At 47.2% G+C, this 13,793-nt stretch carries 12 protein-coding genes and 1 tRNA gene; 7 read left to right on the forward strand and 6 right to left on the reverse strand.

Annotation, left to right across the window (positions count from 1 at the left end; all coding sequences use genetic code 11):
- Positions 1–226: 226 nt before the first annotated feature.
- The 3 genes from JRI95_12325 to JRI95_12335 form a co-directional block, all read right to left on the reverse strand.
- Complete coding sequence (locus JRI95_12325; protein MBW2062329.1) at positions 227–2,098, reverse strand: polysaccharide biosynthesis protein; 1,872 nt, start codon at positions 2,096–2,098, stop codon at positions 227–229.
- 408 nt (positions 2,099–2,506) lie between these two features.
- Positions 2,507–3,658, reverse strand: coding sequence for a DegT/DnrJ/EryC1/StrS family aminotransferase (locus JRI95_12330; protein MBW2062330.1), 1,152 nt, complete (start codon positions 3,656–3,658; stop codon positions 2,507–2,509).
- Positions 3,659–3,689: 31 nt separating this feature from the next.
- Positions 3,690–5,264 carry a Gfo/Idh/MocA family oxidoreductase gene (locus tag JRI95_12335; protein MBW2062331.1) on the reverse strand — a complete coding sequence of 525 codons (1,575 nt, stop codon included), beginning with the start codon at positions 5,262–5,264 and terminating at the stop codon, positions 3,690–3,692.
- A gap of 472 nt (positions 5,265–5,736) precedes the next feature.
- On the opposite strand from JRI95_12335, the gene JRI95_12340 reads away from it, so the two are divergent.
- From JRI95_12340 to JRI95_12370, 7 genes are all read left to right on the forward strand, one after another.
- Positions 5,737–5,961, forward strand: a complete 225-nt coding sequence (locus tag JRI95_12340; protein MBW2062332.1) for a 50S ribosomal protein L28 — start codon at positions 5,737–5,739, stop codon at positions 5,959–5,961.
- Positions 5,962–6,249: 288 nt separating this feature from the next.
- Positions 6,250–7,071: a DNA-formamidopyrimidine glycosylase gene (mutM, locus tag JRI95_12345; protein ID MBW2062333.1), complete on the forward strand. Its 822-nt coding sequence runs from the start codon at positions 6,250–6,252 to the stop codon at positions 7,069–7,071.
- A 28-nt stretch (positions 7,072–7,099) separates the two neighbouring features.
- Positions 7,100–7,897: an HAD-IIB family hydrolase gene (locus tag JRI95_12350; protein ID MBW2062334.1), complete on the forward strand. Its 798-nt coding sequence runs from the start codon at positions 7,100–7,102 to the stop codon at positions 7,895–7,897.
- Between the two features lie 87 nt (positions 7,898–7,984).
- Positions 7,985–9,025, forward strand: a complete 1,041-nt coding sequence (ltaE, locus tag JRI95_12355; protein MBW2062335.1) for a low-specificity L-threonine aldolase — start codon at positions 7,985–7,987, stop codon at positions 9,023–9,025.
- 356 nt (positions 9,026–9,381) lie between these two features.
- A complete protein-coding gene (locus JRI95_12360) occupies positions 9,382–10,539 on the forward strand; it encodes a response regulator (protein MBW2062336.1) in 1,158 nt (385 codons plus the stop codon).
- Positions 10,540–10,953: 414 nt separating this feature from the next.
- On the forward strand, positions 10,954–11,253 hold the full coding sequence (locus JRI95_12365) for an STAS domain-containing protein (GenBank protein MBW2062337.1): 300 nt from the start codon (positions 10,954–10,956) through the stop codon (positions 11,251–11,253).
- Positions 11,254–11,545: 292 nt separating this feature from the next.
- Complete coding sequence (locus JRI95_12370; protein ID MBW2062338.1) at positions 11,546–11,884, forward strand: hypothetical protein; 339 nt, start codon at positions 11,546–11,548, stop codon at positions 11,882–11,884.
- A gap of 32 nt (positions 11,885–11,916) precedes the next feature.
- On the opposite strand, the gene JRI95_12375 is transcribed toward JRI95_12370, so the two are convergent.
- The 3 genes from JRI95_12375 to pgsA form a co-directional block, all read right to left on the reverse strand.
- Complete coding sequence (locus JRI95_12375; GenBank protein ID MBW2062339.1) at positions 11,917–12,813, reverse strand: B12-binding domain-containing radical SAM protein; 897 nt, start codon at positions 12,811–12,813, stop codon at positions 11,917–11,919.
- Positions 12,814–13,008: 195 nt separating this feature from the next.
- Positions 13,009–13,083, reverse strand: a tRNA-Gly gene (locus JRI95_12380).
- A 31-nt stretch (positions 13,084–13,114) separates the two neighbouring features.
- Positions 13,115–13,681, reverse strand: a complete 567-nt coding sequence (gene pgsA, locus JRI95_12385; GenBank protein MBW2062340.1) for a CDP-diacylglycerol--glycerol-3-phosphate 3-phosphatidyltransferase — start codon at positions 13,679–13,681, stop codon at positions 13,115–13,117.
- Between the last annotated feature and the right edge of the window lie 112 nt (positions 13,682–13,793).

Genomic DNA, 13,793 nt, shown 5'->3' on the forward strand with positions numbered 1-13,793 from the left:
CAGGGGTGCCCGTCATGTCTCTCCTGGTATATTCAGTTTTGCCTTGAGAAGGTAGAAGAAGCAAAATAATCCCCAGGCCCAAAGACAAAAGGCTAATTACAGATATTTTGGATAGCATGCGGTGCAGAAGCAAGAGGCCCCTCTTTTCACTAAAACCCATAAATGTATTTACTCCAGTTTTTTAACGTTTTTTAATGTATAACGGCCAGGATTCATCTTGTCAACATTAGAGTGCGTTGTCGTCTTGATGGTAGGTATATTCGGGGAGGATTTCTTGAAGCTTCATCCTGATGGCTTTTGCATCGAACTTATCAGCCACACTTATTAGCTCATCAATCTGTTTACGCAGCTTCTTTTTAGGAACAGCGTTGCCATTGAGGACCATAATTTGATCATGTTCGGTCCGGATGATCCCTTCGCCTTCAGTAATCAGCTCTTCGCACAGCTTTTCTCCAGGTCTTGGTCCGATAAATTTAATCTCGATATCTCGATCTGGTTCAAATCCAGAAAGTCGTATCAAGTCTTTTGCCAGATCAACAACCTTGATGGGAGTTCCCATATCAAGGATAAAGATTTCACCTCCTTGGCCCATAGAAGCAGCCTGTAAGATAAGTTGCGCTGCCTCTGGGATGGTCATGAAGTACCGGCACATTTCCGGGTGGGTCACAGTGACTGGTCCACCTTTTTCAATTTGCTTTCTAAAAAGAGGGATTACACTGCCAGAGCTTCCAACCACATTTCCAAAACGCACTGCAACACAGCGTGTCTTGGCGTGGTCCTGGGATTGAATCAACAACTCAGCTATCCGCTTGGTTGCTCCCATTATGTTTACAGGGCGAACGGCCTTGTCAGTTGAGACGAGGATGAAACGTTCGACCCTGTTTTCAATTGATAAATCAACTATATTACGCGTGCCGATCAGGTTATTAAGCACCCCTTCCCAGGGGTTTAATTCAACCAGGGGGACATGCTTATAGGCCGCAGCGTGAAAAACTACGTTCGGGCAAGTATCTTGAAAGATCTTCCGCACCAAATTCTGATTCAGAATATTACCTAGGAAAATCTTAAATTTCAGATACTCATATTCCTGCTTCAATTCCATCTCCAGGTGAAAAAGATTTTCTTCAACCGCGTCTACCAGGATCATGTTGACAGGATTGAACCGGCAGATCTGACGACAGAGTTCAGAGCCGATAGAGCCGCCTGCACCGGTGACCAGAACGGTCTTCCCGTTGAGATAATCAGATACATGTTTAGTTTCTATACTGACCTCAGGCCGCCGCAGTAAGTCACCATAAGAGACATCACGTATAGTCTTCAGCGATACTTTGCCATCTATCATCTCGCCCATTCCTGGTAGAGTCTTAAAAGGCAGTCGTGGGGCCTTACATATCTCAACTACTCTACGCATCTGTTGCCCGGTTGCAGAAGGGAGCGCAATCAAGATTTCATCAACTTTTTCCTTTTTAGCGACCGTTGAAAGATCATCTACCGTGCCTAACACGCCCACCCCATGAATCATCTGACCAATTTTCCTTGGTGAATCATCAACAAACCCAACGACCTTTGTTTTATGACGGGGGTTATCCAGAATTTCCCTTAAGACCTTCTCGCCAGCGTCGCCAGCGCCAACTAAAAGAACGCGCTTACTTTCCTGGTTGTTTTTCGCCTGAAAAGGCAGCATGGGCGTGACAAAGGAAGAAGAAAAATAAAGTCGGATTGCTACTCGAGAGCCGCCAATAAAAAAGAGGGTTAAGAGGCCATCCAGTAAAAAAACGGAGCGGGAAAGTCCTTTGAATTCCTGGAGCAACAACATGGAAGTCATTATGACCAGTATAGAAAGGATAGAGGCCTTGACGATATTGAGCAAGTCAACAATGCTGGTATAGCGCCACATCCCCTCGTATAGTTTAAAAAAATGAAAAATCACCAACTTACAGAAGATGATAAATAGAAGGACCGGGAGCTTCTCAATAAAACCAGGCGGAATACTCCACTCGAATCGGATAAGGTTGGCTCCAACATAGGCCGCTGTTAAGAGAATCAGGTCTAGGATGAGTATGATGTAGTAATTTAGACTTTTTAAATAATTAGGCATTTCCGGACCATGTGATTTCGATTCTTGTATTTTAACCTGGAAAGTCCTTATCCTGGTGCTAACTTTTTGTCTGATTGAGCTGACATTATCGAAAGAATCGTGTAAGGCGTCTCATGTGTATGGCTTTAGGAATTAAATATTTTTATTAGTTTATACCTCCTTTTTTCATGATGAGCCTATCGGCCTAAAAGATGAAAATGACAGTTAAACATCAGAAGCTGTAAGAATTATAACATATCCAGCAGTGAAAGGGCTTCAGGCTCATTTCAACACGGCCAGCTTAAAAAGATACCGGTTCACGAGTGGAAAAACAAGCATATAAGATTTAAAGCAAACCAGCTCAGACTTTATATGTCTTAAGAGTTCCATATGTCTCATAGACAAAGCGTTATTTTTACCAGTCACGTTTTATCGGCCAGCTAGGTTCCCTATATTTTGGTTTTCAAAAACGGTGAGAATTTGGCTTATGATTAAATCAACGTGTTCATCAGTCAGATAAGGATGCATCGGCAGGCTGAAAACACGCTGCGAGACAGACTCGGAGATCGGGAAGTCTCCTGCACGATGACCGAGCTTGGTAAAAGCCTGCTGCAGATGCAGAGGCTTCGGATAGTAGATGGCCGTGGGTATTCCCGCTTCTTTTAACGCGGTTTGCAGAACCTCACGATGATCAGAAAGGACCGAGTACTGCGCCCAGGAGCTGGTTAGACCGTCAGGGATCATTGGAGTTTCCAGATAACCTTTTATACCCTGGGTGTAGCGCGAGGCTACACGCTCTCTTTCTTTAAGTTCTTTTGGAAAGGCTGCCAGTTTGACCAGTAAGACCGCGGCCTGGATTGTATCGAGGCGGCCGTTAAGGCCGATGCGCACGTTGTCATATTTATTGGCGCCCTTGCCATGGACAAGGATCGAGCGCATCTTTTCGGCCAATGAATCGTTGTTAGTAAAAATGGCGCCCCCGTCGCCATAGCAGCCCAGCGGTTTAGCCGGAAAGAAACTCGTTGAGCCCACATCACCCAGGCTGCCAGCCTGACGATTATGGTAAGTGCTTCCAAAGGCCTGGGCCGCGTCCTCCAGCACGAAAAGATCGTGTTCTTGGGCTGTCGTCGTGATGGGATCGTAATCAGCCGGAAGGCCAAAAAGATCCACCGGAATGATTCCCCTGGGGCGAAGAAAGCCTTCCCGGCTCACTTGCGTCACTGCCGCTTCAAGCAACTCAGGGTCAATATTAAAGGTCTTGGGGTTAATATCCACAAAAATCGGCGTAGCGCCCAAAAAGGAAATGACTTCCGCCGTGGCGATAAAGGTAAATGGCGCGGTGAAGATCGCATCCCCTGGTCCTACGTCATAGGCCATAAGAGGCAAAAGCAAAGCGTCGGTGCCGCTTGAGCAGCCGATGGCATGTTTAACTCCGGTATAACGAGCCAGCTCCCGTTCTAACTGGGCTACCTCCGGCCCCATGATGAACTGCGCATGGTCAAGTACACGGTCAATAGCCAACCGCATCTCTTTTTCCAGAACACTGAACTGTTTCTTCAAATCAATAAAAGCGATACTCATCAAATCTCCCGGATCTGACCTTAGAAATCTTCTAGGCTTTTGGTTCCAGTACCTCTTCATTCAGCTGGTAAACCGAATCACAGGCAGGACAGATGAGGTTTTCTGGCAACCGTTCCCCGCAGGCGCACATCCAGCCTTTTTGTTCAGCCGGGTTGCCCAGAAAGAGAGCGAAATCAGGCACATCTTTAGTCACTATTGACCCTGCGCCAACCATACAATACTTTCCGAGGGTGTGGCCGCATACAATCGTCGCATTGGCGCCAATAGTCGCCCCGCGCTTGACTAAAGTCGGCTTGAATTCATGTTTTCGAGATATATGGGCCCGGGGATTTATCACGTTCGTAAAAACCATGCTCGGCCCGCAGAAGACATCGTCTTCAAGAGTTACACTTTCATAAATGGAGACATTGTTCTGAATTTTACAGCCAGAGCCAATAGTGACGTTAGGTCCGATGACAGCGTTCTGACCGACATTGACTCGATCTCCGAGACGGGAGCCAGGCAGGATATGACTGAAGTGCCAGATCTTACAGCCGCGGCCGATTTCAACATCAGGGTCTATTACAGCGGTTTCATGAACAAAATAATCAGCTTTTTTCTCCCGGCCTTTCTGGTCAAGCGTCACCGGTTCACCAGACTCCAAGGCCGCCTGGCACGCCTTCAGGACCTTTAATACACGTAGGGCCTCCTCACCGTCCGTGCGGGGAGTTTGGCGCGTCTGAATACATTCCCTAAAGTGCTGACATTCAAGCCGAAGAGGTTCATCTTCCTGAACCTCGACCAGCTCAGCGTCCGCCTTATGCGCCACCGGGATCCTCTCTTCCCAGGTGATCGTATGAGGGAAAAGCGACAGCTTCTCCTTCCAGGGCGCCGTATCATCAAATACGGCCATCTTCTCCTGACCGACAACCACCAGTTTCTGTTCTTTAACAGGATGAAGCCAGGAGACAAAAAGGTGAGCTTGAACCCCGCTCGGGAAATCCAAGGCACTGATCGTTACATCGGCGATCTTTTGATGAAGGTAGTTCGCACCCTGCGCTATAATCCGCTCAGGCATCTCACTTAACAATCCCAGGATGACGGATATATCGTGAGGAGCAAATGACCAGAGGACATTTTCTTCACGTCTGAGCTTCCCCAGGTTCAGGCGGTTGGAATAGATATAAAGTATTTTACCCAACTCTCCCTTGTTAATCATCTCCTTCAGGGTAAGGATTGCTGGATGATACCAGAGGAGGTGCCCGACCATAAGGATCCTGTCCTTCTCAGCAGCCAGACGGTTCAATTCTTCACCTTCATCTTCAGAAAGACAAAGAGGTTTCTCGACATACACGTCTTTCCCGGCTAGGAGACACTCGCGGACGAGGTTGGCGTGAGTTTCAGCAGGTGTAGCGATGGCTACCGCGTTTATCTGGGAGTTATTCAGAATCTCCACAGGATTTAAAACGGCCATGACGTGGGGATAGGTTTTTGAAAATTGGGAGAGGGTTGCGCTATCGGTGTCACAGATCGCTTGCAACATCCCAAGATCATTAAAGTTACGGACAAGATTCTTACCCCAATACCCAGTCCCGATAACTGCCACTTTAGAAGATTTACTATCCACGCGCTGAGATATCCTTATCTGAAGAGGTTTCCTTTAATTGTTCACCAAGGGAAAATAGCTCGTTTCAAGTTAGTTCGCTTGCCTCTTGGTTTTAATTTATTGACTTAATAGAGCTCTATACTGATGATCTGGAATATCGCGACCTGAATAAATTATTCAACTCTATCATGATAAAAAAGCTAATTAGCATTCAGTTGACCCTTTGTCAATCTAGAATATAGAATAAGAATATAGAGACTGAGGCGACAAATCGGCCGAAACCATAAAAAGGATGGAGAAACCCATTGACTAAAAAATTCACAGAGGAAAATTGAGGGATTTTCGAGCGGCAGGGAGGAACGCTTTCAAGAAAATTTAAGGTCACACCTGTCAATGAGGAGTTAATTGAAAGAATTCAGAAAAAATGCTTGCTTTTTTAGTAAAAATTTGAGAGAAGCATACCCTGGAAGATGTGTCGAGGAGTGTGTCGTTTATGGCTCGTGTATGTGACATCTGTGGAAAAAGACCCATGGTAGGCAATAATGTCTCTCATGCCCACAATAAAACCAAAAGGCGATGGCTGCCTAATCTTCAAACTGTGCGCCATCAGGAAAACGGACAGGTACGCCGGATCAAAGTCTGCACTCAATGCCTGAAAGCCGGGCGGGTCAGGAAACCAAGCCCCAGGCCTAAACTGGAAGTAGAATCCACGGCCTGAACCCTGTTATTAATTAGAATAATAATGCGGCTGTGAGGCCGTTTTTTTCTTTAGGGACGACTGAAATTCCTTTAGTTGGTAGATCTTTTTCGCTGTCGCCCCAGCGCTAAAGCACTGGGCTATGATCACATGGTCCTCCGGACAACCAGCCCCTGATAACCTCTAATTTTGGAGAAAGCCCTGCTCAGATAGTCTTGACAAAGGCTTATGGGGTGGTATGTATGTTTCGGGGGAAATTAAGCGCCAGAAGTCTTGACCTGCGGGACATATTAAACGGATGGGATAGGCGTGCCAGAACTTCCAGAAGTAGAAACCATCGTCAGGGAACTCCAGGCGCTCATTGTCGGACGTCGTGTGGACAGAGTCCGTGTCAGATTGAACAAAATCGTTAAGACCGGACCGCGCCGTCTTGCCCGGTTATTAAAAGGAGCCAGAGTACTGGATGCTCATCGGCGAGGCAAGTTTATCATTCTTGAGTTCGATGAGGAGCGGTACCTGGTTATCCATCTGAAGATGACTGGTCAATTTTTATGGCAGGAGGATTTGAAAGACCATCCCAAGCACGTGCATGTGATTATTGGGTTTGAAGATGGGGGGGAGCTTCTCTACCGGGATATGCGCCAGTTTGGGTATTTCCTCGGACTTTCAGCCTCGGAATATGCCGCCTGGCAAAAGGAAGTATCCCTCGGTCCGGACCCTTTTGAGATAGGTTCAAGGGAGTTCGCGCGTCGTCTGCAGACCAGAAGAGGCAGAATAAAACCCTTGCTGCTAAACCAATTTTTCATAAGTGGTTTGGGAAATATTTATGTGGATGAAGCCCTTTTCGCCACAGGTATTCATCCCCTGACATCAGCCGAAAGCATTGGCCAGGATTTGGCTTGCCGCCTGCACCGGCGAGTTGTAAGAATCCTCAAGAAAGCCATTGAATTACGGGGATCAACCGTTGTGAACTACAGGGGCCTTAAAGGCAGAAGCGGAACGTATCAAAATAAACATCAAGTTTATCGCCGGGACGGTCAACCCTGCCTGGTCTGTAATACCGAGATAAAGCGGATTGTGGTGGGCAGCCGAGGCACCTACTTCTGTCCTCACTGTCAACCGTTAAATTGAAACTAAAAAAATTTCTATTATAAGGATTATGGCTAACCTGTTGATTTTTACTGATTTAGACGGTACGCTCCTGGATCATCATACCTATGCCTGGGACTTGGTCCGGCCGGCCTTAAAACGAATTAAGCAAACCCAGACGCCCCTGATTATGGTCTCTTCAAAAACCCGTCTGGAAATTGAGACCCTGCGCCAGGAATTGGCAAATAGCGATCCTTTTATTTCGGAAAATGGGGGGGCGATATTCATCCCGAATGATTATGACCTTTCGCTGCCTTCAGGCGCGGTCAAAAGCGGCGATTACCATGTCATGGCTTTAGGCTTGTCCACAGGAAAGCTGACACAAAAATTTGATCTTTTTTCAGAACAGTTTCCAGTTAAGGCCCTTTCGCGAATAGATGTCACCGAGGTGGCTGCTTTAACCGGGTTGAGTTTGGACCAGGCCAGGGCGGCTCAAGCGCGTGAATACGACGAGGCCTTTATTTTGACTGATAAAGGGATTTCTGAAGAAACCATGACCGCCGCCGCGTATGACCTGGGCTTACAGCTCACCCGGGGGGGGCGGTTTTATCATCTTACTGGCGGAAACGATAAGGGGCATGCGGTGCATATACTGACCGATTTGTATCGGCAGAAACAACCCGATCTAATAACCATTGGCCTTGGAGATTCGTCCAATGACGCTTCCCTGCTGGCAGCAGTAGACAGGCCATTTTTAGTAGCGCGGCCTGATGGCTCGCATATTTCCATGGAATTGCCAGGTCTGACCCGGGTAGCCTTGGCTGGTCCGGCAGGTTTCAACCAAACCATCATGGAGTTGCTTGGCTGAATAACAAAAAGTTAACTGATTTTTCCATATTAAGGGCAGGGGAGTAATGCCAGAATAAAAATAGATAGCTTATTGAGAGGTAGACATATGCCATCCCCGGTTGATTTACGCAGCGACACAGTAACCAAGCCCACACCTGAAATGCGCGAGGTCATGGCCAAGGCGCCGGTGGGAGATGATGTTTTTGGTGAAGACCCCAGCATCAACGCCCTCCAGGAGAAGGCGGCCGATCTGCTGGGGCTTGAAGCGGCCTTGTTTGTGCCTTCTGGCACCATGGCCAATCAGATTGCGATCAAGGTGCTGACTCGGCCGGGAGATGAGGTGATCCTTGAGGTCGGATCTCATCCATTTAATTTTGAAAGCGGAGCCGCCGCGGTGATTAGCTCTGTTCAGCTCCGGACGTTGACCGGAAAACGGGGATTATTAGAGCCCGAGCAGTTTGAGAGAGCTATTCGACCGGATGATATTCACTACACGCCCACGCGGGCCTTCTGCCTGGAAAACACCCATAATCGAGGCGGAGGCTCGATCTATCCTTTTGAAATGGTGGCCGCCGTCAGAAAGCTAGCCGATGCGCATGGCATAGTCATGCACCTGGATGGCGCCAGGATTTTTAATGCTTGTGTGGCCACCGGGCTTAAACCGGCTGATTACGCTCAGTACTTTGAAACCGTTGCTTTTTGTTTATCCAAAGGCCTGGGTGCGCCAGTAGGGTCAATAATTGCTGGAGATAAGGCCATCATTAAGGAGGCCTTACGATGGCGCAAAGTTTTCGGTGGAGCTATGCGCCAGGCTGGTATTTTAGCGGCAGCCGGAATTTACGCCCTGGATCATAATGTGGACCGGCTGGCTGAAGATCACGCCAATGCCAGGTTTTTAGCTCAGAGGCTGGCTGAACTGGATGGCATTGAGATTGACCCGGCTGAAGTGGAAACGAATATTATTATTTTCAAGATTACTCACCCCAGATTAAACGCGCCTGAGCTTACTGAGCGGCTTAAGGCTCGTGAGGTTCTTGTCCTGCCCGTAAGCCCGGACAGCATCAGGGCTGTGACTCACCTGAACGTTGACCGGAAGGGCGTTGAACGAGCACTCGAAACGATAAAAATGGTTATAAAGGAATCTTAAAAGCCCTCAGGCAAAAACCGACGTGATTTCAAGCCATTAGTGGTCATCCGCAGAATCATGCCGCTCCACAGGCACGCCCAAATTAAGCGCCTGATTCCTTTTCCTTGTCAGAAGAAACCGGCTCTGGATATAATCTAATTATAAGGCACCTTTGCTTGGAGAGGAAAAGGTTAAGATAACGCATCACCTCAAAAGGATTTCAGTGAAATATCAACCAGAATGGCTTTGGATCTGCGTCTGAATCCTTGGTCAGAAACATGCGGTATGACTGCGCCAAAGACCTGGCATTTATACATGCGGTCAGACCCGCTTAACTCTGGATAAACTAAATTTCTCAAATCCATGAAAGAGAATATATGGAGAATAAGGGGGGAAAAAAAACAGCTAAATCATCATTCGAAATAGTTGGTCATGATACTGACGTGGCACATACTTTTTTTTCGCTTGAACCCTCCCAAGGCAATCGAATCCTGGTCGTGGAGGATGAAATCGCTATCAGAAAAATGATCGAAGAATATCTGTTAAGAGGTGGATATCAGGTCAGGAGCGCGGCCGATGGGGTTGAGGCTAAAGAGATTATATCTCAAGAAGAATTCGATCTGATCATCACCGATCTATTTATGCCGCGGATGGACGGTTTTGCTTTAATGCGCGTCACCGCGAACATTCAGCCCCTGACACCGATAATTATTCTTTCCGGTCAAGGAACCTTTGAGACCGCAATTCGCGCCATCCATATGGGGGCCTATGACTTTGTGACCAAGCCGGTCATAGATTTTAAGGCCTTCAAGATCTGTATAGATCGAGCCCTGGAGAGTAAAGGCCTTCGGGCATTCCAAAAAAAATATCTGTTCAATCTCGAAAAACTGATTGCGCAGCAGACTCAAGAACTTATTGACAAGAACATGATGCTTCAAGATTACGCGGATCAACTTGAGGTGGTTTCAATATCCATTATTAGCTCCTTGCAGGTGGCCCTTGAAGAAAAGGATAAATATACCGCCGGTCATTCGCAGCGTGTCACCAACTATTCCCGGAAAATCGGGCGAAAGCTGGACTTGAGAGATAAAGAAATCTGGAATCTTTCCACCGCCGCTCAGCTCCACGACATAGGCAAGTTAATGATAGACTTAAGCTTTATGAACAGACCCGGGCCGCTCTCTGACGAAGAATGGAAGATGATGAAGAGGCATCCGGTTATAGCCGATCGCATTTTAGCCCCATTGCCTTTCCTGGATGATGTTCGGCCCATCATCCGTCATCACCACGAGCGTCTTGACGGCTCTGGATATCCAGATGGCCTTGTCGGGGACGAAATAGACCAACTAACTCAGATACTGGCTGTGGCTGATTCGTTTGACGCCATGACTTCCCACCGCAGTTATCGAGCACGCTTGCAAAAGGAGGAGGCCGTGGCTGAATTGAAAAGATGTGCCGGGATACTCTTTCAGCCTGAAGTTATACAAGGGCTGGTCGCTATATTTGCTGACCAGACGGACTATTTTGCAGGCTGAGAAACCATGGGCACAGCAGGCAGTGACCCATTATCCTGATAAAAATATGGCATTTCTCACAAAAGGTGAAGGCCATCCAAGTATAAACGCCTCCCTCAAACCAGTGACCTTGACCTTCAGCAGGAGATAAAAAACCGACCTCTGTACTGTCCGTCTTTTTTTAAAAAAAGCCGGCCTTTATGGTTATTATAACGATTTTTTTAAAATATCAATTACTTATTCATATTAAGAACATAAGAATATCCCAATCATGATTGAGGGAGAAGAGCCTGATCACGACGGGTAAGTTGAAATGTGCCAGAGCTGCCTGCGCTCAAGTGCGGCTGGTGAAAAAAGCATGTACAGCACAGATAATTTATAATCAATAAAAGAAGGCCTATTTATCATGATCAGTTATACAGGTGAAAAAGTGAAATGATCGTCATTGAAAAACTAGAGGACTACACACTCATTCGGCCGGATTTCGATCTGGTGAGCGACAATTTAAACGAGATAAAGAACACTATCTTTGATTTGGCGGGTAAAGGCAGCTATCAAATTATATTGGAACTACCGGCCGGCCGGATCATTGACCCTATGGGCATCGGTGTGATCCTGGCCTGTCTCAAGACCCTTAAGGTATATGGAGGCAATCTGATGATTAGAACTGATGACTCGAATATCATCAGCCTGTTTCATATTCTCAAACTGGACCACATCCTGGCGCCATTATAATCAGTTTGCCTCGGGCTGGTCTTGAGCTCCTTAAAGAAGCGATGACTGTGAGGTTGTCGCAAACGCGATTTTTGAAGTATGCGCGCCCGCTTTACCCTGCTTTTACACCGCTTTAGATATTTCTGTTATTTTACTTGACTTAAAACTGAAGCTTAAGTATTATGGTATCGTCTTAAGGATAAGGCATTAACAGATATGTAACCCAAGGATCGGGCGCGATTAAAGCGCCTTTTTTATTCTTAAGGAGAGGCGTAAAATTTTTTATCTAACTAATTAAAACGAAAGGAGATTCATGATGGCCCCCACCATAGGTAGTATCGCGAAAACATCAACCACCCTGGCTCTGGCCGGAATTTCAGCAGACAAACAGAAAAGCCCTGCTTTGAGCGGCAAGAACAAGGGACTCGCCATCCAGCAGAAAGAAGAGGACACCATGATCAAAGGCCAGGGCATCGGTGATCTGACTGAAAATACCATCCTTCAACCGAAAGATAAGGAGGATGAGGGTGTCCTGAAGCTCAAAAAGGGGACTTACAACGCCTTAGGTCGGTTGGGTCTTATGACTGCTCAAAAACGGACAGGGTCTGAACCAATGCAAGGCGGTCCCGGAATAATTAATAAAAAGATCTAGTACTCCCGCTAGTGCCTTTGGTCGTGACCATGTTATAAGGCTCGGAGCCATTCCGGTCGAAGAGGAACCTTCCCAGCCAAAGCCGCATCAATGACCTGGAGGGCTTCTTCTTTACCATTAGGGTAAGGGATTTTTAGGGGAAGATAATTGGAGGCGTGGTTCGAGAGGAACATTCCATGCGATAAATCAGTCGCAGCGATCATTTCTCTTAGTTCTATTAATACTTCCTGTGGTTCAAGAAGCGTCCATCTGCCAGCGGCCATGTCTTCTGCCAGTGGAGTGCCAGGGATAACGGCTACGGTCAGCGCGCCAACAAAATCCGGATCGAGGCGGGAGAGCAGGCTGCCTGTGGCTCGGGCGTGTTCCTGAGAACGATCACGACCTGCGATTCCAAGAAGTACTGTCACGGATAACTTGATTCCAACTTCCATGAGACGCCTTCCCTCAAGGACTAGACTGCTGCTGGTCGCATTTTTGCAAATGGTTTTGAGTACCTCATCATCTCCACTTTCCACACCGTAATAAACAATACCCAGTCCTTTGGCCTTGAGTTCGGCCAGGTCTTGGTCGGATTTTGTGCTGACACTCTTACGGTTGGCGTATAATCCAACCCGCTTGACCCAGGGGAGTTTTTCGCGGATCTGGTCCAGGAGCCAGGTCAGTCTCTTCTGGGGAATGATGAGGGCGTCTCCATCCATGAGAAAAACCCGGTCCTGGTGTTGACAATATTTTTGTGCAAAAGCCAGGTCTTGAAGGATGATTTCATTTGGTTTAATGGAAAAGCGCTTATTTTTATAGGTGCCACAAAAGGTGCATTTATTATGCGAGCAGCCAATCGTGGCCTGGATGAGGATACTATAAGCCTCGCTTGGGGGTCGAATGATGAAGCCTTGGTAATGAAAACCGTCTGGTTCATGATTGTAGTTCATATTTTCTCCTGCCTATCGTCCTGTGAGCTTAAATATAGACTCGATCTTTAAAGATTTCAAGATGCCAAGGGTGAGCCTGTCTATATGGCTATTCTTTAAGCCGTAATAATAGCAGCCGTAATAATAGCAATGGTTATTTTCAGGGATAGCCAAGGGAAAACCCCCGGCCTTATGACCGGAGGCTATTTGTCTTTTTGGAGCGGGAAACGGGATTTGAACCCGCGACTTCAACCTTGGCAAGGTTGCACTCTACCTCTGAGTTATTCCCGCCCAGGAGAGCAATTACTATATGCTTTACGGGTTAATTTGTCAAGTTTCTCCCGCCGGTATTAGCGCTTACGACCTTGTAAAACTTAATAAAATAAGCCACTCCTGACCAGTAGGTTATCAGGAGCGCCATCCAGAGCAGGATGGTTCCGTAAATATGGAGATCAAAGAACCAGATCGGGTAATGAGCCAGGAGCAGGCAGATGGCTATATTTTGCGTCAGGGTCTTACGTTTACCCAGGAGGCTGGCGTCAATTATAATTCCTTCAGTCGAGGCCATGGCGCGCAGGCCGGTTACAGCAATGTCCCGGCCGACAATTAAGAGGACCATCCAGGCAGCTACCCGGCCTAATGGGATGAGCATGATCAGGGCCGCCGAGTTGAGCAGTTTGTCTGCCATTGGGTCAAGAAATCGGCCCAGGTTCGTTACCAGCTTTTGTCGGCGAGCCAGGAAGCCATCAAGTAGATCAGTGAAAGTAGCCCCCAGATATAAGATGGCGGCCAGGATTGCAGTAGTCCCGCTTTCAAAGAGGAGCAATAGAACCAGGACTGGTATAGCCGCAATCCGGCTCAAAGAGAGCCAGTTGGCCAGGTTGAGCATTTTGGGTCTTTGGTCATTCATTTTTTTTAAAAACTTGATAGTACTTCATAACCTTCTGAATATAATACCTGGTTTCACGTACAGGGGGTATTTTCTTTCCCCTTATAATGTT

This window comes from Deltaproteobacteria bacterium (assembly GCA_019308995.1).
Lineage (GTDB): Bacteria > Desulfobacterota > Desulfarculia > Adiutricales > JAFDHD01 > JAFDHD01.